Origin of the sequence: Streptomyces sp. P9-A4, from assembly GCF_036634195.1 — a bacterium.
Taxonomy (GTDB): Bacteria; Actinomycetota; Actinomycetes; order Streptomycetales; family Streptomycetaceae; genus Streptomyces.
Genome location: NZ_JAZIFY010000001.1, coordinates 6,672,828 through 6,697,307, shown reverse-complemented (window position 1 = coordinate 6,697,307; position 24,480 = coordinate 6,672,828). Strand labels below are relative to the sequence as shown.

Annotated in this window: 17 protein-coding genes and 3 pseudogenes; 12 read left to right on the top strand and 8 right to left on the bottom strand. The window is 72.1% G+C overall.

Features of this window, described 5'->3' with window-relative positions:
• Positions 1-654 (top strand): annotated as a pseudogene (locus V4Y03_RS29980) (recombinase family protein); the annotation flags it as partial.
• 357 nt (positions 655-1,011) lie between these two features.
• On the opposite strand, the pseudogene V4Y03_RS29975 reads toward V4Y03_RS29980, so the two are convergent.
• A pseudogene (locus V4Y03_RS29975) lies at positions 1,012-1,562 on the bottom strand (glycoside hydrolase family 48 protein); the annotation flags it as partial.
• A gap of 351 nt (positions 1,563-1,913) precedes the next feature.
• Between V4Y03_RS29975 and V4Y03_RS29970 the strand changes: the two are divergent.
• Together V4Y03_RS29970 and V4Y03_RS29965 are read left to right on the top strand one after the other, a co-directional pair.
• Positions 1,914-3,473, top strand: a complete 1,560-nt coding sequence (locus tag V4Y03_RS29970) for a cellulase family glycosylhydrolase (protein WP_332436972.1) — start codon at positions 1,914-1,916, stop codon at positions 3,471-3,473.
• A gap of 39 nt (positions 3,474-3,512) precedes the next feature.
• On the top strand, positions 3,513-5,291 hold the full coding sequence (locus tag V4Y03_RS29965; protein WP_332436971.1) for a glycoside hydrolase family 6 protein: 1,779 nt from the start codon (positions 3,513-3,515) through the stop codon (positions 5,289-5,291).
• A 241-nt stretch (positions 5,292-5,532) separates the two neighbouring features.
• Here V4Y03_RS29965 and V4Y03_RS29960 read toward each other — a convergent pair whose 3' ends face one another.
• A complete protein-coding gene (locus V4Y03_RS29960) occupies positions 5,533-6,564 on the bottom strand; it encodes a LacI family DNA-binding transcriptional regulator (protein ID WP_332436970.1) in 1,032 nt (343 codons plus the stop codon).
• A 358-nt stretch (positions 6,565-6,922) separates the two neighbouring features.
• On the opposite strand from V4Y03_RS29960, the gene V4Y03_RS29955 reads away from it, so the two are divergent.
• The 5 genes from V4Y03_RS29955 to V4Y03_RS29935 all read left to right on the top strand — a co-directional run bounded on the left by V4Y03_RS29955 (position 6,923) and on the right by V4Y03_RS29935 (position 13,030).
• Entirely contained in the window at positions 6,923-8,257 is a 1,335-nt protein-coding gene (locus V4Y03_RS29955; protein ID WP_332436969.1) for an ABC transporter substrate-binding protein, read from the top strand.
• A gap of 90 nt (positions 8,258-8,347) precedes the next feature.
• A complete protein-coding gene (locus tag V4Y03_RS29950; RefSeq protein WP_332436967.1) occupies positions 8,348-9,349 on the top strand; it encodes a carbohydrate ABC transporter permease in 1,002 nt (333 codons plus the stop codon).
• A gap of 4 nt (positions 9,350-9,353) precedes the next feature.
• Positions 9,354-10,289 carry a carbohydrate ABC transporter permease gene (locus V4Y03_RS29945; RefSeq protein ID WP_317877874.1) on the top strand — a complete coding sequence of 312 codons (936 nt, stop codon included), beginning with the start codon at positions 9,354-9,356 and terminating at the stop codon, positions 10,287-10,289.
• Positions 10,290-10,357: 68 nt separating this feature from the next.
• A complete protein-coding gene (locus V4Y03_RS29940; protein WP_317877873.1) occupies positions 10,358-11,800 on the top strand; it encodes a GH1 family beta-glucosidase in 1,443 nt (480 codons plus the stop codon).
• 294 nt (positions 11,801-12,094) lie between these two features.
• On the top strand, positions 12,095-13,030 hold the full coding sequence (locus tag V4Y03_RS29935) for a glycerophosphodiester phosphodiesterase (RefSeq protein ID WP_332436966.1): 936 nt from the start codon (positions 12,095-12,097) through the stop codon (positions 13,028-13,030).
• Here the strand turns inward: V4Y03_RS29935 and V4Y03_RS29930 are convergent.
• From V4Y03_RS29930 to V4Y03_RS29920, 3 genes are read right to left on the bottom strand one after another with little or no spacing between them, the layout of a single operon-like run.
• Positions 13,020-14,087 (bottom strand): CU044_5270 family protein, encoded by a 1,068-nt coding sequence (locus V4Y03_RS29930; protein WP_332436965.1) that lies wholly within the window; start codon positions 14,085-14,087, stop codon positions 13,020-13,022. The two genes, V4Y03_RS29935 and V4Y03_RS29930, sit on opposite strands and share 11 nt — an antisense overlap.
• On the bottom strand, positions 14,084-14,752 hold the full coding sequence (locus tag V4Y03_RS29925) for an RNA polymerase sigma factor (protein ID WP_317877118.1): 669 nt from the start codon (positions 14,750-14,752) through the stop codon (positions 14,084-14,086). Before V4Y03_RS29925 ends, V4Y03_RS29930 begins: the two co-directional genes overlap by 4 nt.
• Positions 14,749-15,303: an HD domain-containing protein gene (locus V4Y03_RS29920; protein ID WP_317877119.1), complete on the bottom strand. Its 555-nt coding sequence runs from the start codon at positions 15,301-15,303 to the stop codon at positions 14,749-14,751. The genes V4Y03_RS29925 and V4Y03_RS29920 overlap by 4 nt, the downstream gene beginning before the upstream one ends.
• A gap of 151 nt (positions 15,304-15,454) precedes the next feature.
• Here V4Y03_RS29920 and V4Y03_RS29915 point away from each other — a divergent pair, with 151 nt between their 5' ends.
• Positions 15,455-16,381 carry a TIGR03564 family F420-dependent LLM class oxidoreductase gene (locus V4Y03_RS29915; RefSeq protein WP_332436963.1) on the top strand — a complete coding sequence of 309 codons (927 nt, stop codon included), beginning with the start codon at positions 15,455-15,457 and terminating at the stop codon, positions 16,379-16,381.
• Positions 16,382-16,454: 73 nt separating this feature from the next.
• On the opposite strand, the gene V4Y03_RS29910 is transcribed toward V4Y03_RS29915, so the two are convergent.
• The 3 genes and pseudogenes from V4Y03_RS29910 to V4Y03_RS29900 all read right to left on the bottom strand — a co-directional run bounded on the left by V4Y03_RS29910 (position 16,455) and on the right by V4Y03_RS29900 (position 19,320).
• Entirely contained in the window at positions 16,455-18,731 is a 2,277-nt protein-coding gene (locus tag V4Y03_RS29910) for an MMPL family transporter (protein WP_317877121.1), read from the bottom strand.
• Between the two features lie 124 nt (positions 18,732-18,855).
• Positions 18,856-18,948 (bottom strand): annotated as a pseudogene (locus V4Y03_RS29905) (DUF2470 domain-containing protein); the annotation flags it as partial.
• A 96-nt stretch (positions 18,949-19,044) separates the two neighbouring features.
• Entirely contained in the window at positions 19,045-19,320 is a 276-nt protein-coding gene (locus tag V4Y03_RS29900) for a hypothetical protein (protein ID WP_317877123.1), read from the bottom strand.
• A 133-nt stretch (positions 19,321-19,453) separates the two neighbouring features.
• Here V4Y03_RS29900 and V4Y03_RS29895 point away from each other — a divergent pair, with 133 nt between their 5' ends.
• The 3 genes from V4Y03_RS29895 to meaB are packed head-to-tail and all read left to right on the top strand — an operon-like array spanning position 19,454 to position 24,425.
• Positions 19,454-21,265, top strand: coding sequence for a methylmalonyl-CoA mutase subunit beta (locus tag V4Y03_RS29895; protein ID WP_332436962.1), 1,812 nt, complete (start codon positions 19,454-19,456; stop codon positions 21,263-21,265).
• Complete coding sequence (gene scpA / locus V4Y03_RS29890) at positions 21,265-23,445, top strand: methylmalonyl-CoA mutase (RefSeq protein ID WP_317876136.1); 2,181 nt, start codon at positions 21,265-21,267, stop codon at positions 23,443-23,445. Before V4Y03_RS29895 ends, scpA begins: the two co-directional genes overlap by 1 nt.
• Positions 23,442-24,425 (top strand): methylmalonyl Co-A mutase-associated GTPase MeaB, encoded by a 984-nt coding sequence (gene meaB, locus V4Y03_RS29885; RefSeq protein WP_332436961.1) that lies wholly within the window; start codon positions 23,442-23,444, stop codon positions 24,423-24,425. Before scpA ends, meaB begins: the two co-directional genes overlap by 4 nt.
• Positions 24,426-24,480 lie beyond the last annotated feature (55 nt).

Sequence of the window (24,480 nt, the reverse complement as noted above, 5' to 3'; positions counted from 1 at the left end):
GACGCGCTTGCCGCCAAGAACATCCCCCGGGACAAGATCTTCGCCGAGAAGATCAGCACCCGGGTGCGGGTCCGCCCCAAGTTCGAGGCCGCGCTCGCCGCGCGGGAGATCAAGGCGCACGCCCCGCACTGCCGGGTGATCTTCACCGTCTACGAGATGAAGCGGCTCGGACGGGACGCCGCCGAGTTGACCGCGCTCGCCGCCCACGGCCTGGTCTTGGAGATGCTCGCAGGTCCCCTGGCCGGGATCCACGACGCAGCCGGGCATGGCCGGTTGCTGTTCGCCTTCTTCGCCACGATGGCAGAGACCGAACGCGAGAACATCCGCGAGTCGACGCTGGAAGGGATCGATGCGGCGGCCCGCAAGGGCACGTACGGCGGCCAGCCGCCGGTCATCACCGACGACATGCTCCACACCGTCCTGCGGCGCCGGGCGAACGGTGAGACGGTCGAGCAGATCCAGCCCGACCTGGTCATCCCCACCGGCAAGCGCAAGGGGCAGAACCCGAGCCTGTCCAGCATCTACCGAGCGCTCGCCGAGTTTGAGAAGCAGCAGGCATACCCGGAAGCCGTCGAGCAGGCGCACGCCGACTTCGCCGCCTTCCAGGGGGGCGGGAGCATTCCGGGCCCGATGGCGGGGAGCATCAGCGCATGATCTGCGCAGCCCACCGCACGGAAGACGCCCCGGTCCTAGGGCCTGTCGTCAAATTCCCGTCGTCGCCCGAAGGGCGGCCCCGCGGCGTCTGGTGCGTGCTCTCGGCGTGCCGGGCGGAAGCCCTCGTACTGGACGTACTCGGGCTTTCGCCCGGTGCGGCGAGAGCGCGTGCCAGGCGTCGTGGGGCAGGCGGGAGTTTGACGACAGGCCCTAGGGGCTCTGCCCGGCCAGGAGGGACCGTTCGGCCACTGGTAGCACCCGGGCGGCCCGTGCCGAGGACAGACGGTCGCCGAGAACCCCACGCCCAGAGCCATGATCAATCTCAACGCTCCTTCCTGTACCGCAACTACTCAGACCCGTGATCCTCCCGTGCAGGTCCAGGAAGCGGGCGTCGTACTGGAGTTCGCGGCCAGCTGCGCGACGGTGACCTCGGCCTTGGCGTGGCCGGGGGCGGTCGCGGTGAGGACGGCCGAGCCGGTGCCGGTGGCCCCGGCGGCGACGGTCACCTTTTGGGCGGTGTTCCAGTTCGCCGGGGTGAAGGTGAGCGAGGCCGGGGTCGCGGTGAGGTCGGTGTTTCCGGAGGTACGGGCGACGCTCACCGTGACGTTCGCGGTGAGCGCGGTGGAGAGCTTCAGGTCGAAGGCGCCCGTGCCGCCCTGGCGTACCCCCAGCCGGCCCGGGGAGGCGACGAGGGCGGGTCCGGCGGCGACGGTGAGACCGACGGTGGCGCCGTCGGCCGCGGCGGCGGTGGCGGCGAGCGGCACCGTGTCGCCCTGGCTGTACACGGCTCCGGGGGCGGGGCTGGTGAGGACGGCCACCGGGGCCTGGTGGGCGCCCGTGCAGGGGGTGCCGTCGACCGCGAAGGAGGCCGGGGCGGCGTTGGCGCCGCTGTAGGTGAACTGGGCGCCCCGAGGGGGAGGGAGAGCGCCGCGGCCAGCGCGGTCAGCTGCCGGCGGGGGCGCGTTCTTGGTCGGAGGCGTGGCATGGGGGTGGTTCTCCTCGCGGCTCGGGAGGTCGGGGGGAGCGAAGAGCGGAACGTGTCCGGAAACAAGCTCTGAACCAGTGGGAGCGCTCCCACTGTGCAGTTGGGGCGCGGCGGCGTCAAGGTGCGTGAAGAGTCGAAGGCAATCGGCGGGGAATTTACCCAACACCTCTTTTGCTTGGCGTCGGTTGACGCTACGGTCTGCCCCGACCAGTGGGAGCGAATCCGTCCGGTCGGCACACCGTCAGGGGTGTGCCCTCGCTGCGAGGACTCGCTCATGCGACATCCCCCACGTCTGTCCGCGCTGCTCTCCGGAGCGGCGCTCACGATGGCGAGCACCGCGCTCGCCCTCATGGGTACGGCCTCAGGAGCCGCGGCCGCACCCGTCTGCACAGTGGAGTACTCGGTCGTCGGCCAGTGGGCCGGCGGCTACCAGGGCGCGGTCACCGTCACCAACAACGGCGCCGCGCTGAACGGCTGGAGCCTCGGGTTCGGCTTCCCGGCCGGCCAGGTCGTCAGTCAGGGCTGGGGCGGCAAGTGGTCCCAGTCCGGGGCCGCCGTCACGGTCGTGAACGAGGGCTGGAACGCCGGGCTCGGCACGGGCGCGAAGATCACGGGCGGCTTCATCGCCTCATGGTCGGGGGCCAACACGGCACCCACCGCGTTCACGCTCAACGGCACGCCGTGCGAGACGGGCACGCCCACGACACCGACTCCCACACCCACACCCACACCCACACCCACACCCACACCCACACCCACACCCACAGAGCCGACCACACCACCCACCACACCACCGACCACCCCTCCCACCCCCGCCCCCGGCGCGCCCGAACTCAGCCTGTCCGGCAACAAGTTCACCGATCAGAACGGCGCGGCCCGCCGCATGCTCGGCGTCAACCGCTCCGGCGGCGAGTTCATGTGCGTCCAGGGCTACGGCATCTGGGACGGTCCCGCCGACGACGCCTCGGTGAAGGCCATCGCCGACTGGAAGGCCAACACGGTCCGCATCCCCCTCAACGAGGAGTGCTGGCTCGGCCTGGACAACATCAAGCCCGAGTACCGGGGCGCGGAATACATCAACGCCGTCAAGGACATGGTGAACAAGGTCCTCGCCCACGGAATGACCCCCGTGGTCGAACTGCACTGGACGTACGGGCAGTACACCGGCAACTCGGCGGGCTGCTCCGACGTGCACGCCACCTGCCAGAAGCCCATGCCCGACGCCCGGTACACCCCGGCGTTCTGGACCTCGGTGGCGAACACCTTCAAGAACGACAGGCGGGTCGTCTTCGACCTGTTCAACGAGCCCTATCCGGACCGGGCGACCTCCACCGCGACCCAGGCCTGGTCCTGCTGGCGCGACGGCGGCACCTGTCCGGGCATCGGCTACGAGGTCGCCGGCATGCAGGACCTGGTGGACGCGGTCCGCGCCACGGGTTCGAGGAACCTCGTCCTCGTCCCGGGCCTCGCGTACTCCAACGACCTGAGCCAGTGGCTCACGTACCGCCCCACGGACCCGGCGGGCAATCTGGCCGCCGCCTGGCACGTCTACAACTTCAACACCTGCACCGACGAGACGTGCTGGAACGACACCCTCGCCCCGGTGGCCGCCGAGGTGCCCCTCCTCGCGGGCGAGATCGGTGAGAACACCTGCGGACACGCCTTCGTCGACCGCGTCATGAAGTGGTTCGACGACCGCGGCCTCTCGTACCTGGGCTGGACCTGGAACACCTGGAACTGCAACTCCGGTCCCGCGCTGATCAGTTCGTACGACGGCACTCCCACCGCATTCGGCATCGGGCTGCGCGACCACCTGCGCGGTCTCACCCCCTAAGGGCCCCCGGAGGCCCCTCCGAAAGGAATCCCCACCCGCATGAGCCGCACCAGAAACACCAGCCGCACCGCCCTCCTGGCGGCCCTCGGCCTCATCACGGCCACCGGCGCCACCGCCACCGTCTTCGGCACGGCGACCGCCGGCGCCGCCACCCCCGGCTGCAAGGTCGACTACCAGATCAGCAACCAGTGGAACACCGGCTTCGGCACCAACGTGACCGTCACCAACACCGGTGACCCGGTGGCCTCCTGGACCCTCGAATGGTCCTACGCGGGCAACCAGCAGGTCACCCAGGGCTGGAACGCCACGATCACCCAGTCCGGCGCCGCCGTCACCGCGAAGAGCCTCTCCTACAACGGCACTCTGACCACGGGCGGTTCGACCTCCTTCGGCTTCAACGGCTCGTACAGCGGCACCAACGCCGTGCCCGCCACCTTCAAGCTGAACGGCGTCGTCTGCAACGGCGCCACCGACCCGACGACACCCCCGACCACACCTCCCACCACCCCGCCCACCACTCCCCCGACGACCCCGCCGACCACTCCGCCCACCACGCCTCCGGCCGGCACCAAGGCGGACAACCCGTACGCCGGCGCCAAGGTGTACGTGAACCCCGAGTGGTCCGCCAAGGCGGCGGCCGAGCCCGGCGGCACCAGGATCTCCAGCCAGCCCACCGGCGTCTGGCTCGACCGGATCGCCGCCATCAACGGCTCCGTCACCTCCATGGGCCTGCGCGCCCACCTCGACGAGGCCCTGCGGCAGAAGGGCTCCGGCGAGCTCGTCGTCCAGCTGGTCGTCTACAACCTGCCCGGCCGCGACTGCGCCGCGCTCGCCTCCAACGGCGAGCTGGGCCCGACCGAGATCGGCCGCTACAAGACCGAGTACATCGACCCGATCGCCGCGATCCTCGCCGACTCCAAGTACGCGGGCCTGCGGATCGTCACCACGGTCGAGATCGACTCCCTGCCCAACCTGGTCACCAACGTCTCGGGCCGCCCGACGGCCACGCCCAACTGCGACGTCATGAAGGCCAACGGCAACTACATCACCGGCGTCGGCTACGCACTCAAGAAGCTCGGCGCGATCGGCAACGTCTACAACTACATCGACGCCGGCCACCACGGCTGGCTGGGCTGGGACGACAACTTCGGCCCCTCCGCCGAGCTGTTCAAGCAGGCCGCCACGGCCGAGGGCTCCACGGTCTCCAACGTCCACGGCTTCATCGTCAACACCGCCAACTACAGCGCCCTGAAGGAGGACCACTTCACGATCGACGACAGCGTCAACGGCGTCTCCGTACGCCAGTCGAAGTGGGTCGACTGGAACCGCTACACCGACGAACTGTCGTACGCCCAGGCGATGCGCGCCAAGCTGGTCTCGCTCGGCTTCGACAGCAACCTCGGCATGCTGATCGACACCTCCCGCAACGGCTGGGGCGGCACCGCCCGGCCGACCGCCGCGGGGGCGACGACCAGCGTCGATACCTACGTCAACGGCGGCCGCTACGACCGGCGCATCCACCTCGGCAACTGGTGCAACCAGTCCGGCGCCGGTCTCGGCGAGAGGCCCCAGGCGGCACCGGCCGCGGGCATCGACGCGTACGTCTGGATGAAGCCCCCGGGCGAGTCCGACGGCGCCAGCAAGGAGATCCCGAACAACGAGGGCAAGGGCTTCGACCGGATGTGCGACCCGACCTACACGGGCAACGCCCGTAACGGGAACAGCATGTCGGGCGCGCTGCCGGACGCCCCGATCTCGGGCCAGTGGTTCTCGGCCCAGTTCCAGGAGCTCATGAAGAACGCCCACCCGGCGCTGTAACCCCGCCCCGCCACCGCGCGCGGAGACCCCACGGGATCCGGATCCCGTGGGGTCGTCGGCGCACTCGCCGCCCGAGCCGCACCCGCCGCCCGGAGGAGTACGCGTGCCCGCAGGCGTACGCACGCCCGGGGACGTACCTCTCCCCTCCCCGCAGACGTTCGCCCACCCGGGGGACGTGCGCACACCCGGGAACGTCCCCACACCCCGGTGCGTCCGCCCGCCCCGGGACGCGCACCCGCCCTCAGCAGGACTCGCGCACGATGAGTTCCGTGGGCAGCACACGCCGGCGCGGCTCCTCCGGCGCCTCCGTGCTCGCGTGGATCTCCTGGATCAGCATCCGGGCCATCGTGCGGCCCATCTCCTCGATGGGCTGCCGCACGCTCGTCAGCGGCGGGTCCATCAGCCGCGCCACCGCCGAGTCGTCGACCCCCACGAGGGCCACGTCCTCGGGCACCCGCCGTCCGGCCTCCCGGAGGACCCCGCGCGCGCCCGCCGCCATCACGTCGGACGCGGCGAACACGGCGTCCAGGTCCGGGCTGCGGTCGAGCAGCAGCCGCATGGCCCGCCGTCCGCCCTCCTCGGTGAAGTCGCCGACCGAGACGAGCGCCTCGTCGGGCGCGAGTCCGGCCTCGGCGAGTCCGGCCCGGTAGCCGCCGAGCCGGGCGCGGGCGACGTACATGTCGGGCGGCCCGGTGACGGTGGCGATACGGCTCCGGCCCCGCGCCACGAGGTGGGCGACGGCCGCCCGCCCGGCGCCGATGTTGTCGGAGTCGACATAGGCCACGGGCTCGGCCTCGGAGCGGCGTCCGTTCATGACGACCGGGAGGCCCAGTTCCCTGATCCGGTCGGGCAGCGGGTCGTCGCCGTGGACGGAGGCGAGCAGCACGCCGTCGACGCGCTGGGCGGCGAGGTACTGCTCGAAGCGCTGGCGCTCCTGCTCGCTGCGGACCAGGGTGAGCAGCAACTGCTTGTCGGCGTCGGCGAGTTCGGCGCTCACCCCGCGGATGAGGTCGAGGAAGTACGGCTCCGCGAAGAGCCGGGCCTCGACCTCGGGGATGACCAGCGCGATGGCGTCGGTGCGGCTGCCGGCGAGGGCGCGGGCGGCCTGGTTGGGGACGTAGCCGAGTTCGGCGACGGCTCTGGCGACGGCCGTTCTGGTCTGCTCGCTCACCCGGGGAGAGCCGTTGATCACCCGGGAGACCGTGCCCCGGCCGACCCCGGCCCTGGCCGCGACCTGCTCCAGGGTCGGTCTGCCGTTCTGCCGTCCGTTCACAACCGCCGAACTCCCCTCATAGGCAACGTGCCGCTCACCATGGCCGCGACGGCTGATGGGAGCGCTCCCACAGTAGTTCACCGGGCTCGCCCGCGCCACGAGCATGCGTTCAGGAGATGACGGCCCCGCCCTCGCCCGGCGCCGCGAAACCCCGGGAAAACCTTCCGGTAACGAATCCGCGTTCATGTCTTGACACCCGCACCCGCCAGGCAGCAACCTTCCGGCAACGACGTGGGAGCGCTCCCATCCGGGATGCGCACAGCCTTGCATCAGGTCCTGGCGGGCGCCGCCGAGCCGCGATCAGCCGGCCGGGCCTCTTGGCGCACAACGAGCACCACCTTTGGACGAGGAGAGTGGAATGCGCACTTCCAGCAGCAGACGCGGACGCCGTGCGGCGGTCGCGGCGGTCGCCGCCGTCGTGACCGGCACGACCCTGCTCACCGGTTGCGGCAGCGACAGCGACGACGCAGCCCCGGGCGGCGGGAAGATCACGCTGCGGGTCGGGACCTTCGGTTCCTTCGGCTACGACGACAAGACCGGCGCCAAGCTCTACGCCGAGTACGAGAAGTCCCACCCCAACATCAAGATCGAAGAGTCGAACGTCGCCGACGGCCAGAAGTACTGGGACACGCTGAAGCTGCGCCTCTCCCGCAACAGCGGCCTCGCGGACATCCAGGCCGTCGAGGTCGGCTTCATCGCCGAGGCGACCGGTCCGACCATGGCCGGCAAGTGGGTGGACCTGAGCAAGGAGGGCGGTGCGGACATCGGCGCCTTCCTCGACTGGAAGGTCAAGCAGGCGACCACCGACGACGGCAAGGTCATCGGGCTCGGCACCGACATCGGCCCCATGGCCATCTGCTACAACAAGGACCTCTTCGCCAAGGCCAAGCTGCCCACCGAGCGCGATGCCGTCGCCAAGCTGTGGGCGGGCGACTGGGGCAAGTTCCTGGAGACCGGCAGGACGTACCAGAAGAGCGCGCCCGCCGGCACCTCCTTCCACGACTCGGCGAGCGGCCTGTTCAACGCCGTCGTCTCCAGCGACCCGGTGCAGTACGCCGACGCCAACGGCAAGCTGGACTGGGAGAACAGCCCCGGCGTCAAGAAGGCCTGGGACACCGCCGTCGCGGCGGCGCAGGGCGGACTCACCGCCAAACTCCGCCAGTTCGACGAGAAGGGCACCTGGAACGCGGCCTTCAAGAACTCGAAGTTCGCCACCGTCGCCTGCCCCAGCTGGATGACCGGCATCATCAAGGACCAGGCGGGCCCCGCCAACCAGGGCAAGTGGGACATCGCCGCACCGCCGGTGGCCGGCAACTGGGGCGGCGCCTTCCTCGCCGTACCGAAGTCCGGCAAGCACGCCAAGGAGGCCGCCGAGCTCGCCGCCTGGCTGACCGCCCCCGCGCAGCACGCCAAGGTGTTCGCGGTCAACGGCAACATCCCCTCGTCCAAGGACACGCTCACCTCGTCCGCGGTCCAGGACGCGAAGCTGCCGTACTTCGGTGACACCCCGGTCGGCCGGATCTTCTCCAGCGCGGCGGCCGGCATCACGCCCGCCACGATCAGCCGCTACGACGGCCAGGTGAAGACCTTCCTCACCGACAACGGCATCCTCGACATCGAGCAGCGGGGCACCGACCCGGCCAAGGCCTGGGAGAACGTCAAGAAGCTGGTCGACGACAAGATCGACCAGTAGCGGGGGGCGCCTGCCGGTCCGCCGCCGCCTCCGGGCGGCGGGCCGGCACCGTCCGTACCACCGCACGCATCGACCTGGAAGGACGCCCCCGTGGCCACCTCCGTTCGGGCGCGGCCGGACGGCTCCCCGCCGCCCCCCGCACCGCCCTCCACCCCCGGCCCACACCGCCGCGCCCCCTCCGGCGGCCTGCGCAGCACCCTCTACCGCTGGGACCTCAAGGCCGTCCCGTACGTCTTCGTCGCCCCCTTCTTCCTCACCTTCGCCGCCTTCGGCCTCTTCCCGCTGATCTACACCGGCTGGCTCTCCCTCCACCGGGTGGAGCTGGGCGGCGACGCGCGGTGGAAGGGCCTGGAGAACTACACCGACCTCGCGACCAGCGAGTTCTTCTGGAACGCGCTGTTCAACACCTTCACCATCGGGGTCATCTCGACCGTCCCGCAGCTGCTGATGGCGCTGGGCCTGGCACATCTGCTCAACTACGAGCTCCGCGGCCGCGGCTTCTTCCGGGTCGCGATCCTCGCCCCGTACGCCACCTCGATCGCGGCGGCGACCCTGGTCTTCGCCCAGCTGTTCAACACCGACTACGGGCTCATCAACACCTTCCTCGACGTGGCCGGGTTCGGCCCGGTCGACTGGGAGGCGTCCCGGTGGCCCGCGCAGATCGCGATCTCCACGATCGTCACCTGGCGCTGGACCGGCTACAACGCGCTGATCTACCTGGCCGCCATGCAGGCCGTGCCGCAGGACCTGTACGAGGCGGCCTCGCTCGACGGGGCCTCCCGCTGGCGCCAGTTCCTCAGCGTCACCATCCCCTCGATCCGGCCCACCATCCTCTTCACGATCGTCGTCTCCGGCATCGGCGCCACCCAGCTCTTCGGCGAGCCGATGCTGTACGGCGGCAGCGTCGGCATCAGCGGCGGCAGCGGCAACCAGTTCCAGACGCTGAGCCTGCTGATGTACGAGAAGGGCTGGGTGACCGGCGCGCTGGGCCAGGCCTCGGCCATCGCCTGGGTGATGCTGCTGCTCCTGCTGATCGTCGGCGGCGTCCAGGCGCTCGTCTCCCGCCACCAACGCGAGAAGCTGGGGGGCTGACCTCATGGCCCGCACACTCGACACACCGAGCCCGGCGCTCCAGGCGCCCGGAAACGCCACGCCGGGCCGGCGCTCCCGCCGGTCGCCCGGACGCCGGCTCCGTCAGTCGGCCGGCCGGCAGCACCACGCCGGACCCCTGACGTACGTCCTGCTGGTCGTCGCCGCCGTGGTCTCGCTCTTCCCGCTGTACTGGAACGTGGTCGCGGCCTCGCACACCGGCGAGCGGGTGGTGGAGGCGCCGGCGCCGCTGCTGCCGGGCTCCCGCCTCCTGGACAACCTCACGTTCGCCTGGAACCAGGTCGACATGGGCGCGGCGCTGGTCAACACGACGATCGTGGCGAGCCTGGTGGCCGTGTCCACCGTCCTGTTCTCCACGCTCGCGGGCTTCGCCTTCGCCAAGCTGCCGTTCCGCGGCCGGGGCCTGCTGCTGTCGCTCGTGGTCGCCACCATGACGATCCCGCCCCAGCTGAGCGTCATCCCGCTCTACCAGATCGTCACCGACCTCGGCTGGGTCGACCAGCTCCAGTCGGTCGTGCTGCCCTCGCTCGTCGCCGCCTTCGGTGTGTTCTTCATGCGGCAGTTCCTCGTCGAGGCGCTGCCGGTCGAACTGGTCGAGGCGGCCCGGATGGACGGCGCGCACAGTCTCCGGATCATCTGGCACGTGGTCTTCCCGGTGGCGCGGCCCGCCATGGCAGTCCTGGGCATGCTGGTCTTCGTCCAGGCGTGGAACGACTTCTTCTGGCCCTTCATCGCGCTCACCCCGGACGGCAACCCCACCCTTCAGGTGGCGCTCGCCGGGCTGGGCGCGGGCAACCACACAGTGGACCAGGCCGTCGTGCTGACCGGCGCCCTGCTGTCCACCGTTCCGCTGCTGCTCGTCTTCGCCTTCCTCGGCAAGCACATCGTCGGCGGCATCACGGCCGGCGCCGTGAAGAGCTGACCGGCCGCGCCGATGCCTTCTCCGTACCGAACGTCCCTACCCCGTACCCGCGTTGGGAGCGCTCTCCTATGACCGCGTCCGATACCCGGCCGCTCACCGCCACCCGTTCGTTCCCGTCCGGCTTCCTCTGGGGCGCCGCGACCGCCGCGTACCAGATCGAGGGAGCGGCGGCGGAGGACGGCCGCACCCCGTCCATCTGGGACACCTTCTCGCGCACTCCCGGCAAGGTCTTCGAGGGCCACACCGGCGACGTGGCCGTGGACCACTACCACCGGTTCCGCGAGGACGTCCGCATCATGTCCGAACTCGGTCTGAACGCCTACCGGTTCTCCGTCTCCTGGTCCCGGGTGCAGCCCACCGGGCGCGGTCCGGCCGTGCAGAAGGGCCTGGACTTCTACCGGGCGCTCGTCGACGAGCTGCTCGCCGCCGGGATCGAGCCCGCCCTCACCCTCTACCACTGGGACCTGCCGCAGGAGCTGGAGGACGCGGGCGGCTGGCCGGAGCGCTCGACGGCCGAGCGGTTCGGCGAGTACGCGGGGATCGTCGCCGACGCCCTCGGCGACCGGGTGACCCGCTGGACCACCCTCAACGAACCCTGGTGCAGCGCCTTCCTGGGCTACGGCTCCGGGGTGCACGCCCCGGGCCGCACCGACCCGGTGGCCGCCCTGCGCGCCGCGCACCACCTCAACCTCGGGCACGGTCTCGCGGTCCGGGCCCTGCGCTCCGCGCTCCCCGCCGACCGGCAGCTCGCCGTCTCGCTCAACCTCCACGAGGTCCGCCCGCTGACCGGTTCCGACGAGGACCGGGACGCGGCCCGCCGGATCGACGCCGTCGGCAACCGGATCTGGCTGGGCCCGATGCTGGAGGGCGCCTACCCGGAGGACCTGATCCGGGACACGGCGCGGGTGACCGACTGGTCCTTCGTCAAGGACGGCGACACCGCGACCGCCGGGCAGCCGCTGGACCTGCTGGCGATCAACTACTACACGCCGACCCTGGTCTCCCGCGTACCCGAGGGGGCGGAGAAGCCGCAGGACGACGGGCACGGGAACAGCGAACACTCGCCGTGGCCCGGCGCGGACGACGTGGCCTTCCACCGGGCGCCGGGCGAGCGGACGGCGATGGGCTGGCCGGTCGACGCGAGCGCCCTGTACGACCTGCTGACCCGGGTGTCGGAGGCGTATCCGCAGCTCCCGCTGGTGATCAGCGAGAACGGGGCGGCGTACGAGGACGTGGTCGGCCCGGACGGCTCGGTGCACGATCCGGAGCGCGCCGCGTATGTGCACGCGCACCTGGAGGCCGTCCACCGGGCGCTCTCGGACGGGGTCGACGTACGCGGCTACTTCCTGTGGTCCCTGCTCGACAACTTCGAGTGGGCGTACGGCTACGGGAAGCGCTTCGGCGCCGTGCGGGTGGACTACGACACCCTGGAGCGGACCCCGAAGTCCAGCGCCCGCTGGTACGCGCGGGTGGCGAGGTCGGGCGAGCTGCACGCCCCCGACGGCGCCTGACCGCCGCACCCGCGGGAGGGCCGCGCCGCACACACGCGGGAGGGCCGCGCCGGACGAACCGGCGCGGCCCTGCTTCACGGTGTGGGCGACGGTCAGATGTCGACCACGCGGTAGCCGATGACGTAGACGCCGCCGAAGCCTTCCACCGTGCGCCTGCCTTGACGGCCGAGCCGCTGAGCCCCCGGACGCAGGCCGGTCACTCGCTGGCCAGGGTCGAGCGGCTGCCTCACACGCCACCGTCGCACGCACCGGCGCTCCGCCCCGGTCGGCGGTGCGCCCTCTAAAGTGTCGGGAATGAGAGACGCTCACCAGCCCGCCCCCCGGTTCCGCCGGCGCCGGACCCTCGGCCTGGTCGCCGGGGCCACCGCCGTGGCGGGGCTCGCGACCGCGTTCGCCGTCGCCGCTCCGCAGGCGGGGTCCGCGCCCCGCCCGGTGGTGCGCGCCACTACACCGGCGAGTCCCTGGCTGCGCGCGCCCGGGGCGCCCCTGACGGTGATCGCCCACCGGGGCGCCCCCTCGGCGGCCCCCGAGAACACCCTGGTCTCCGACGAGGTGGCCCGCCGGGGCGGGGCCGTCTGGATCGAGAACGACGTCCAGCCCAGCAAGGACGGCGTGCCGTACATCCTGCACGACACGACCGTCGACCGGACGACCGACGGCACCGGCCCGGTCCGCTCGCTGACCGCCGCCCAGCTGGACGCCCTGGACGCCGGTTCCTGGTTCGCCCCGGCCTACGCCGGCGCCCGCGTCCCGACGCTCGCCGCGCAGCTGGCGGACCTCCGGGAGCGCGGCGGGAAGCTGCTCCTGGAGATCAAGGGCCGCCACAGCCACGCCGAGGTGGCCCGGATCGTCAGGGAGGTCCGTGAGCAGGACATGACCGGGCGGGTCTTCGTCCAGAGCTTCGACATCCCGTCCCTGCGGTACGTCCACGAGCTGGCGCCGGAGCTGCCGCTCGGTCTGCTGCGCGGCACCCTCGACGCCGACCCGGTCGCGCTCGCCGGGGAGCTGGGCCTCTCCGCGTACAACGTCGCGGACGCCGCGCTCACCACCCGTCCGGGTCTGGTCGGCGAACTGCACGCGGCGGGTGTGGCCGTGAACGTCTGGACGGTCGACACCCCGGCCCGCTGGAAGGCCCTGGACGCGCTCGGGGTGGACGGGATCATCACCAACCGCCCGACGGAGCTGGGCGGTTGGTCATCCGGCCGGGCGAGCCGGTCCGCTACGGGGTGACCTTCACCCCGTCGACGAAGGCCCGGACCATGATGGCGTGGGTGTAGACGACGGTGCCGGGCTTGATGAGGCCGTCGTCGCTCGTCCCTTCGACCTGGACGGTCCGCTCGCCGAGGAAGGCGAGGGTCTTGCTGTCGAAGATCCACTCGGTGCGCTGCCCGCTGGTGGCGTCGAACCGGGCGACGGCGACGCCCTTGCGGCCGACGGCGTCGGTGGCGCTGTCGACGGTGACGACGCCGGGGATCTTCGCCGCGGTCCGGTAGAGCGCGGCCGTGAGCCGCGGGGACGGCCAGCTCTCGACCAGCAGGTCCCCGATGGTGGTGAAGGCCTGCTGGTCCTTGTTGTTGCCCTGCCCCTCGGTCTCCTTGTAGATCTTGCGCAGCAGCGCGTCGGGGTCGGTGGGCAGTGCGGCGAGGTAGTCGTACGAGGGCGCGCCGAGGTGCGGCTTCGGTACGTCGCCGTTCTCGTCGGGGCCTTCCAGGGTGATGCCCTCGGGGCCGGTGGTGCCGGGTTCGATCAGCCAGCCCTTGAGGCCGTCGGGGGACTTCCAGGACTGCCGGGTGTGCAGCGGCCGGCCGACGAGGCTGCTCTCGCCGTTCACGGTCTTCACAGAGGTGTTGGCGATCCGCGACTCGATGTAGACGTACTGGCCGGTCCGGCCGTCCGGAGTGTCCGTCCCGGCCGCGGCCAGCGAGATCCGGTCGAGGAGCCGGGGCGCGCCGTGGGCGTCGACGGTGCCGATGCTGGTGGTCAGCACGGGTCCCGAGGCGCGGTCGTCGGGGGCCTGGACTCCGCCGGGGGTGAGTGCGAGGACGCCGACGGCGAGCGCGCCGGCGAGGACGGCCGCGGTGGGCAGGAGGATCGCCTTCCGCAGGAAGGGGTTGCGCGGGGCGGGCGGCGAGGCGGCTGCGGCGAGGCGGTCGTCGTGGATCCGGTTCATCAGACGCTCCTTGTGGAACTGGTGGCGGCCCGGAGGAAGTTCGTGCTCCTCGATCGCCGGGAGGTCTCCGGTCTCGTACCGGTTCGCCGTACGGGGCTGGTTCGGGTCGGGGTTCATCGGATTCCTTCCTGCGCGGGCCGGACCGCGTTCACGCGATCACCTGTTGTCTGTCGGGGGCGGGGTGCGGGTTCCCGTTTTCCCGCGTCGAATCGTTCCCGTCGTTCCCGGTCGAGTTCCTGCTCGGCGCCGGTACGGAGCTTGGCGCGGGCGCGGGAGAGCCGGGAGCGGACGGTGCCGACGGGCAGGCCGAGGGCTTCGGCGGCCTCGGTGTAGGCGAGGCCTTCCCAGAGGCAGAGCACGAGGACTTCGCGTTCGGTGCGCCGCAGGGTGCCGAGCGCCCGGAGGGTGGCGGCGATCCGGCGGCGGTCGTCGAGGCGTCCCGCGACCTCGGAGGCGTGGTCGGGCACCGAGGCCTCGGACGGTCCGGCCGTGGCGTAGGCGACGGCGGAGGCCCGGTACCGGCGGTTGCCCCGGCAGTGGTTGCGGGCGACGTTGGTGGCGACGCCGAGCAGCCACGGCCGGAGCGAGCCCCCTTCGGGGTCCACCTTCCCCCGTAGCCGCCATGCTTCGAGGAAGGTCGCCGCCATCACGTCCTCGGCGACGGACCAGTCCCCGGTCAGCCGGAACGCGTGGTTGTAGACGCTCCGGGCGAAGGAGTCGAAGAGTTCGGCGTAGGCCGAGGGGTCTCCGTCCCGGACGCGGGCGCGCAGGTCGTTGTTCACGTCTCTCGTCTGTCCGGCCCCCGGGAGGGGTTCCCGTGACCCGGGTCACACCGGGCGTCGAACTCCGCCAGGAGTTCGGGGTTGACCACCCGCAGGATGGTCGCGACGTGCCGGGGGTCGGCCGCCGCCCACAGCAGGTCCCTGGCCGTGCGGTACTTGGCGGCGAGCCGCTCCCGTCGGGCCGGGTCGAGGGCGGCGGCCCGGTCGGAGCGGCTGTTGTGCGCGTTGTCGGCGATCTTCAGGAGGGTGGCCTCGGGGTCCTCCGTGATGCGGCGGATCTTCTCCTCGTACGGGGTGCCGGGCCGGTTGGTGACGGCTTCGACGAGGGCGACGACCCGCTCGGGGACGCCGTCGGCGCGCAGCCGCTCCGCGGTCCACGGAGTGTCCTCGATGACGTCGTGGAGCAGCCCGGCCATGGCCAGGTGCGGGCCGAGCGGCGCCAGGCCGGCGGCGACCGCGCGGACGTGTTCGACGTACGGGACACCGGCCTTGTCGGTCTGTCCGGCGTGCGCCAGGCCGGCGAGCGCGTCCACCTCGGCGAGAGTCTTCATCGCCCCATCATGGCGGGGCGCGGTCGGATGCCCCCGGCGGGGCGGTGCCGGCCCCACCGAGGTGGACGCGCCCGCCCCTCCCCCGGACGGCGCAACACACTGTTCACGTACGGCGGGAATGCCCTTCCCGGACGGGCCGGTTGCCGCCTTCATGACTCTCGGAGTAACGCTCGGCTCGACCGCCGTCCAGCGCACGATCGACAACACGGTGGAACTCGCGCGAGAGGCGCGCGAGGCCGGTCTGCACTCGGCCTGGTTCGGCCAGACCTTCGCGTACGACTCGCCCTCGCTCGCCGCGATCGTCGGCCGGGAGGTGCCGGGCCTCCACGTCGGGACGTCCGCGATCCCGGTCTTCGGCCGCCATCCGCTGCTGGTCTCCAGTCAGGCGCAGACGGCCCAGGCGGCGACCGGAGGCCGTTACCACCTGGGGCTCGCCCTCGGCACCAGGCACCTCACCGAGACCGGTTTCGGCATCCCGTACGAGCGGCCCATCGGCCTGCTCAGGGAGTTCCTGACGGCGCTGCGCCCGCTGCTCGAAACGGGCAGCGCCGATTTCCACGGGGAGCTGCTGACGGCGACGACGCCCTACTCGGCGGCGGTGCCGGGCGCACGGCCGGCGGTGCCGGTGCTCGTCGCGGCGATGGGTCCGCAGGCCCTGCGGGTCTCGGGTGAACTGGCGGACGGGATCCTGCCGTTCCTGGCGGGGCCGCGTACGCTGGCCGAGCACATCGTGCCGGCCGTGACGGCCGCCGCGACGGCGGCGGGCCGCCCCGCGCCCCGGATCGTGGCGCTCGTCCCGGGTGTGGTCACGGCCGACCCCGTGGCCGTACGGGAGTCGGCGGCCGAGGCGCTCGCACTGTACGAGTCGATTCCCTCGTACCGGCGGGTCCTGGAGCTGTCCGGCGTGACGCGGGCGGCGGACCTCGCCGTGATCGGTGACGAGGAGACCGTCGCCGCCGAGGTGCGGCGCTACCGCGAGGCGGGGGCGACGGAGGTGGTCTTCACCGCGACGGAGCTGGGCGGCGAGGACGACCGCCGCCGCACCTGGAAGCTGCTGGGCGAACTGTCACGCGGCTGAACGGCGGCCCGCCGCCCCGGTGAGGGGGCGGCGGGCGTACGGGCGGACGGTGGTCTGGACCTCGGGGCGGGGATCAGGTCCCGGCCCGAGGCGCCGCGGCCCGCTCCGGCTCTCCCTCGCCCTCCGTGTCCAGGTGCGGCAGGATCCGGTCCAGCCAGCGGGGGGTCCACCAGGCGTGTTCGCCGAGGAGGGTCATCACCGCGGGTACGAGGAGCAGCCGCACCACGGTGGCGTCGATGAGGACGCTGGCCGCGAGGCCGAGGCCGAGCATCTTCACCACGATGTTGTCCGAGACGATGAAGGCGGCGAAGACGCTCACCATGATCAGCGCGGCGCAGGTGATCACCCGGGCGGTGATCTCCAGGGCGTGGGCCACGGAGGCCTTCGGATCGCCGGTGCGCAGCCAGGCCTCGCGGACCCGGGACAGCAGGAAGATCTCGTAGTCCATGCTCAGTCCGAAGACGATCGCGAACATCATCATCGGTACGTAGCTCTCGATGGGCACCTTGCCGGAGACGCCGAGCGCGGGCCCGCCCCAGCCCCACTGGAAGACGGCCACGACCACACCGTACGAGGCGGCGATGGACAGCACGTTGAGCACGGCCGCCTTGACCGCGACCAGCAGGCCGCGGAAGACCGTGAGGATGACGAGGAAGGCGAGTGCCACCACCACGGCGATGATCAGCGGGAGGCGGCTGGAGACGATGTCGAGGAAGTCGACCTGGGCCGCCGTGGTGCCGGTGACGTAGGTCTGCGCGTCGGTGCCGGCGACCGCTTGCGGCAGCACGTCGTCGACGAGGTGGTCGGTCAGCTGGGTGGTCCGCTCGTCCTGCGGGGAGGCAACCGAGTAGGCGGTGCCGACCAGCACGTCCCCGTCGGAGGTGGTCTGGAGCGGGGTGATGGAGGCCGCGTCGGGGACGCCGGTCAGTGCCTGCTTGAGCTTGTCCGCGAGGTCCGCGCGGTCGGCGGCCGGGACGGCCGACTGGTCCACGACGACGGTCAGCGGCCCGTTCGCACCGGGTCCGAAGGCGGTGGAGATCAGGTCGTAGGCCCGCCGGTCCGTGAACGACTCGGGGTCCGCGCCGTCCCCGATGTGGCCGAGCTGGATGAAGAGCAGCGGGATCGCCAGGATCACCAGTGCCACGACTCCTCCGGTGAGGAACCACCAGGGGCGCTTCTCCACCCGCTGCGCGTACCGGTGCCAGGTGCCGTGCGCCACCGCGCCGGGCGTCTCGTCGGCCTCCGCCACCGGCTTGCGCACGTGGTAGCGGTCGATCCGGCGGCCGACCAGGCCCAGCATCGCGGGGACCAGGGTGAGCGCGGCGAGGACGGCGGTGACGACGGTGAAGGCCGCCGCCAGGCCCAGTTTCCCGATGAAGGTGACGCCGGAGACCCACAGGCCGGACAGGGCGATGATGACGGTGCAGCCGGAGACCAGCACGGCGCGCCCGCTGGTGGTGGTCGAGAGGGCGGCGGCTTCGGCGGGGGCGTGCCCGTTCATCAGGTTCTGTCGGTGCCGGGTGATGAGGAAGAGCGCGTAGTCGATGCCGACGCCGAGACCGATCATGGTGGCCAGGGTGGGCGAGACGGTGCCGAAGGTGAAGGCGGCGGCCGTCAGGCCGAGGAGGGCGAGTCCGCAGATCACCCCGAGGAGCGCCGTGACCAGGGGCAGGACGGCGGCGATGGCGCTGCCGAAGCCGATGAGGAGCACGAGGATCGCGACGGCGAAGCCGATCGCCTCGCTGGTGCGGTCGTCGGGCTGCGGCCGGGCGAGTTCGCCGAGCGGGCCGCCGTACTCGACGGTGACCCCGGCGTCACGGAGCGGCTTGACGGCGGCGTCGACGCCGGGCAGGTAGCCGGTGCCGAGGGTGGAGGGCGGCACGCTGAAGCGGACGGTGATGTAGGCGGTCTTGCCGTCGGTGGAGAGCGGGCCGGTGTTGGGGACCCCGGCGGGGAGCGCGGGAGGGGTGGTACCAGGGGGCGGCAGGGGGTTCTGCACGCTGAGGACGTCGGGCAGTTTCTGCAGGGCGGCGACGGTCGAGTTGACGGCGGAGGCCTCGTCGGTGAGCGGTCCGGAGGGCCGGTTCAGGACGATCTGGGCGCCGTAGCCCCCGGCTGCGGGGTCGTGCGCCTTGAGGACGTCCAGGCCCTCGGCGGACTGGACCCCGGGGAGGGCGAAGTCGTCGGAGAACTGGCCGCCCACGGCCCGGTCGGTGATCTGGAGGCCGACGACGGCGGCCACCCAGAGGGAGATGACGATGAGGAAGTGGCGGGCGCACCAGTGCCCCAGTCGGTAGAGCACACCTCTGGGCGGTGACCCTCGGCCCTCGGCCGGGTTTCCAGCGTTCATGGCGTGGCCGTGTCCGGTTGGGAGGTCCCCGAGCGGTCCCGGCGCCGGCAGCTCGCGCCTACTCGGTCCATTGTTCGCCTGCCGTGGCGCTCCGGCATCTCGGCCGGTACGGAGGGCCGTTCGGTCAGGCCGGCAGCCGGTTGGGGTGGGAGGAGCGGCGGGCGGCGGCGAGGAGGGCGTGGATGCGGGGTCCGGCCTGGTCCATGTCGGTGACGGGTATTACTTAGGCAAGCCTAAGGTAACTCACTCCGCCGAGGGCGGAAGGGCCACGCCGACACGAACCGCCGCACGGCCGCGCCTCCCTCACACGGGGTCAGGGCGCGTCGCCCGACCAGTCGAAGCGGCCCGGATCACCGGGACGCGGGTCGTACAGCGAGCGCCCGTCCGCCCCGAAACGGCCCAGTTCCGTCTCCAGCGCCGCGCCTTCGGCCCTCTCCTGCGGCGTCCGGTCCGTGACGTCCAGGAGGAGTCCGTCCAGCGGCCCCCCGGTCAGCTCGACGTAGACCCGGCCCGGTCTCGGCCCCCGGTGGGGGTCGTCGTGGTCCTGGCCGTAGACCCGGCCCCTCAGCAGCTCCTCGTCCCTGTCCATGCGACCCAGCGTCCCAGCCGCCACTGACAACGCCCCGTACCGCGCCCACCACACGGAACGCCCCAGGTCCAAGAGAAGAAGGTCACAGTCGTACGCCCGCTGCGCCTTAAGCGATCTCCCCTAGCATCCGAGCATGACGGTCCTGCCTGACGACGGGCTCTCCCTGGCGTCCGAATTCCCTGACGCGCCACACGAACAGTGGCAACACCTCGTGGCGGGTGTCCTGCGCAAGTCCGGCAAGGACGTCTCCGGCGACGCCGCCGAGGACGCCCTGTCCACGCTCCTGGAGGACGGTCTCGGCATCCGCCCGCTGTACACGGCGCGCGAGGCCGCCCCCGACACCGGCCTCCCCGGCTTCGCCCCCTTCGTCCGGGGCGGACGCCCCGAGGGGAACACCGCAGGCGGCTGGGACGTACGCCAACGGCACCTCGCGGCCGACAACGAGGCCGTCCTCACCGACCTCGAGAACGGCGTCACCTCGCTCTGGCTGGGCGTCGGCGCCACCGGCACCCCGGTCTCCTCCCTCGACAAGGTCCTCGACGGCGTCTACCTCGACCTGGCACCCGTCGCCCTCGACGCGGGCGAGGAGACGACGGCGGCGGCCGAGCGGCTGTTCCGGCTGTACGAGGAGCGCGGCGTCGCCGACGACGCGGCCCGGGGCACCCTGGGCGCCGACCCGCTCGGCCACCTGGCCCGCACCGGACGCCTCTCCTACGACCTGGCGTCCGTCGCCGGTCTCGCGCGCCGCTGCGCCGACCGGCACCCGGGGCTGCGGGCCCTCACCGTGGACGCCCTGCCCTACCACGAGGCGGGCGGATCGGCCGCGCAGGAGCTGGGCGGTTCGCTCGCGACCGGTGTGGCGTATCTGCGCGGTCTGACCGGGGCCGGTCTGAGCGTCGCCGAGGCCTGCGGGCAGCTGGAGTTCCGGTACGCGGCGACCGCCGACCAGTTCCTGACCATCGCCAAGCTCCGCGCGGCACGCCGGCTCTGGGCCAGGGTCGCCGAGGCCTGCGGCGCCCCGGAGGCGGGCGCCCAGCGCCAGCACGCGGTGACCTCGCCGGTCATGATGACCCGCCGCGACCCGTGGGTGAACATGCTGCGCACCACGGTGGCCACGCTCGCCGCCGGGGTCGGCGGCGCCGACAGCGTCACCGTGCTGCCCTTCGACGAGGCGCTCGGCCTGCCGGACGCCTTCGCGCGCCGGATCGCCCGCAACACCTCCACCGTCCTCATCGAGGAGTCGCACCTGTCCCGGGTCATCGACCCGGCGGGCGGCTCCTGGTACGTCGAGCGGCTGACCGACGAACTCGCCCACGCAGCCTGGGAGTTCTTCCAGGAGATCGAGCGGGCGGGCGGCCAGGAGGCCGCGCTGCGCGCCGGGACGATCGGTGAGCGGCTGGCCACGACGTGGGCCGCGCGGAGCGCGAAGCTCGCCACCCGCCGCGAACCCATCACGGGCGTCAGCGAGTTCCCGGACCTCACGGAGAAGCCCGTCCACCGGGCGCCCGCGCCCGAGCAGCCGGCCGGCGGTCTTCCCCGGGTCCGGCGCGACGAGGCGTTCGAGGCACTGCGCGCCCGCTCGGACGCGCACCTGGCCGCGACCGGGGCACGGCCCCGGATCCACCTCGCCGCGCTCGGCCCGGCCGCCGCGCACTCGGCCCGGCTCGCCTTCGCCACGAACCTCTTCCAGGCGGGCGGCATCGAGGCCGTCACCGAGGGCACGTTCGAGGAGAGCGGCGCCCGCGAGGCCTGCCTCTGCTCCAGCGACGCACTCTACGAGGAGCAGGCCGCGACCGCCGCGGCCGAGCTGCGCGCGGCGGGCGCCGAGCACGTCCTCCTCGCCGGCCGCCCGGGGGCGTACCCCGGTGTCGACACCTACCTCTTCGCGGGCTGTGACGCCGTCGCCCTGCTCTCCACCGCCCTCGACCGCATGGGAGTGTCCTGATGTCCATCCCCGACTTCACCGGGATCGAGCTCGGGACGCCGACCGCCGAAGGCGGCCCCGGCACCGACGCCTGGCGTGCGGCCGTCGAGACGACCTCGGGCGGTGACGACCTGCTGTGGGAGACCCCGGAGGGAATCGGCGTCAAGCCGCTGTACACCGGGGAGGACCTGGAGGGCCTGGACTTCCTGGGCACGTTCCCGGGCATCGCCCCGTATCTGCGGGGCCCGTACCCGACGATGTACGTCAACCAGCCCTGGACGATCCGGCAGTACGCGGGCTTCTCCACGGCCGAGGAGTCGAACGCCTTCTACCGGCGCAACCTCGCCGCCGGGCAGAAGGGCCTCTCGGTCGCGTTCGACCTGCCGACCCACCGCGGCTACGACAGCGACCACCCGCGCGTCACCGGTGACGTCGGCATGGCGGGCGTCGCCATCGACTCCATCTACGACATGCGGCAGTTGTTCGACGGCATCCCGCTGGACCGGATGACGGTGTCGATGACGATGAACGGCGCCGTGCTGCCCGTTCTCGCGCTGTACATCGTGGCGGCCGAGGAGCAGGGCGTACCGCCCGAGAAGCTGGCCGGGACCATCCAGAACGACATCCTCAAGGAGTTCATGGTCCGCAACACGTACATCTATCCGCCGGGGCCCTCGATGCGGATCATCTCCGACATCTTCGCCTACACCTCCCAGCGGATGCCGCGCTACAACTCCATCTCCATCTCCGGCTACCACATCCAGGAGGCGGGGGCGACGGCCGACCTGGAGCTGGCGTACACGCTCGCCGACGGTGTGGAGTACATCCGCGCGGGGCGTGAGGCCGGTCTCGACGTGGACGCGTTCGCGCCGCGCCTGTCGTTCTTCTGGGCGATCGGCATGAACTTCTTCATGGAGATCGCGAAGCTGCGCGCCGCCCGGCTCCTCTGGGCCAAGCTGGTCAAGCAGTTCGACCCGCAGAACCCCAAGTCCCTCTCCCTGCGGACCCATTCGCAGACCTCCGGCTGGTCGCTCACCGCGCAGGACGTCTTCAACAACGTCACCCGCACCTGTGTCGAGGCGATGGCCGCCACCCAGGGCCACACCCAGTCCCTGCACACCAACGCCCTCGACGAGGCGCTGGCCCTGCCGACCGACTTCTCCGCCCGCATCGCCCGCAACACCCAGCTGCTCATCCAGCAGGAGTCGGGCACCTGCCGGACCATCGACCCGTGGGGCGGCAGCGCGTACGTCGAGAAGCTCACCCACGACCTCGCCCGGCGCGCCTGGAAGCACATCCAGGAGGTCGAGCAGGCCGGCGGCATGGCCAAGGCCATCGACGCGGGCATCCCCAAGCTGCGCGTGGAGGAGGCCGCGGCCCGCACCCAGGCCCGGATCGACTCCGGACGGCAGCCGGTGATCGGCGTCAACAAGTACCGGGTGGCGACCGACGAGCAGATCGACGTCCTCAAGGTCGACAACTCCTCGGTGCGCGCCCAGCAGATCGCCAAGCTGAAGCGGCTGCGCGAGGAGCGCGACGAGCGGGCCTGCCAGGACGCGCTGGCCGCGCTCACCCGGGCCGCCGCCGGCGAGGGCAACCTGCTCGAACTCGCGGTGGACGCGGCCCGCGCGATGGCGACCGTCGGCGAGATCTCCGACGCCCTGGAGAAGGTCTACGGACGGCACGCCGGCCAGATCCGTACGATCTCCGGGGTGTACCGCAACGAAGCCGGCGAGTCCCCCGCCGTGGACCGCACCCGGACCCTGGTCGACGCCTTCGCGGAGGCCGAGGGGCGCAGGCCCCGCATCCTGGTCGCCAAGATGGGCCAGGACGGCCACGACCGCGGCCAGAAGGTGATCGCCACCGCCTTCGCCGACCTGGGCTTCGACGTCGACGTCGGCCCCCTGTTCCAGACCCCGGCCGAGGTGGCCCGCCAGGCCGTCGAGGCGGACGTGCACATCGTCGGGGTCTCCTCGCTCGCCGCCGGCCACCTCACGCTCGTACCGGCGCTGCGGGAGGAACTCGCGGCGGAGGGCCGTGAGGACATCATGATCGTGGTCGGCGGGGTGATCCCCCCGCAGGACGTGGCGACGCTCCTGGAGATGGGCGCGGCAGCCGTCTTCCCGCCGGGGACGGTGATCCCCGACGCGGCCCACGACCTGGTGACGCGGCTGGCGGCCGACCTCGGGCACGAGCGGTGATCGGTCTCGACACGTATGTCCGGGGCGTACGGGAGGGGAAGCGGGCGCTCGTCGCCCGCGCGATCACCCTCGTCGAGTCGACCCGCCCCCAGCACCGGGCACTCGCCCAGGAACTCCTGACGGAACTCCTCCCGCACAGCGGCGACGCCGTGCGGATCGGGATCAGCGGAGTGCCCGGTGTCGGCAAGTCGACGTTCATCGACGCGTTCGGCACGATGCTGACCGGGCTCGGGCACCGGGTCGCGGTCCTCGCCGTCGACCCCTCGTCGAGCCGGACCGGCGGCTCCATCCTGGGCGACAAGACCCGGATGGAGCGGCTCGCGGTCGACCCGGCGGCCTTCGTCCGCCCCTCCCCCACCGCAGGGACGCTGGGCGGGGTCGCGAAGGCGACCCGCGAGTCGATCGTCGTGATGGAGGCCGCCGGCTACGACGTCGTCCTCGTCGAGACCGTGGGCGTCGGCCAGTCCGAGACCGCCGTCGCCGACATGGTCGACTCCTTCCTGCTGCTCACCCTGGCCCGCACCGGCGACCAGCTCCAGGGCATCAAGAAGGGCGTCCTGGAACTCGCCGACGTGGTCGCCGTCAACAAGGCCGACGGCCCCCACGAGCGCGACGCCCGCGCAGCCGCCCGCGAACTCGCGGGCGCGCTGCGGCTGATGCACGGCGCCGACGCCTTCTGGACGCCACCGGTGCTGAGTTGCAGCGCCCGCGAGTCCGCCGGCCTCGACGAGGTCTGGGACCGGCTCCGCCGACACCGCGCCCTGCTCGACTCGACGGGCCGCCTCACGGCCAAGCGCCAGGACCAGCAGGTCGACTGGACCTGGACGATGGTCCGCGAGGAACTCCTCCGCCGCCTCCACACGGACCCCGCGGTCCGGAGCCTCGCGCCCGATCTGGAGCGGCGGGTCCGCGCCGGCGCGCTGACGGCGACGACGGCCGCCGAGCGCGTCCTCGACGCCTTCGGCGACCGGCGCGACTGACAGGTTCCCCCTGGCCCGCACCCCCGCACACCCACTTTTTTGTGGGTACTTGCCG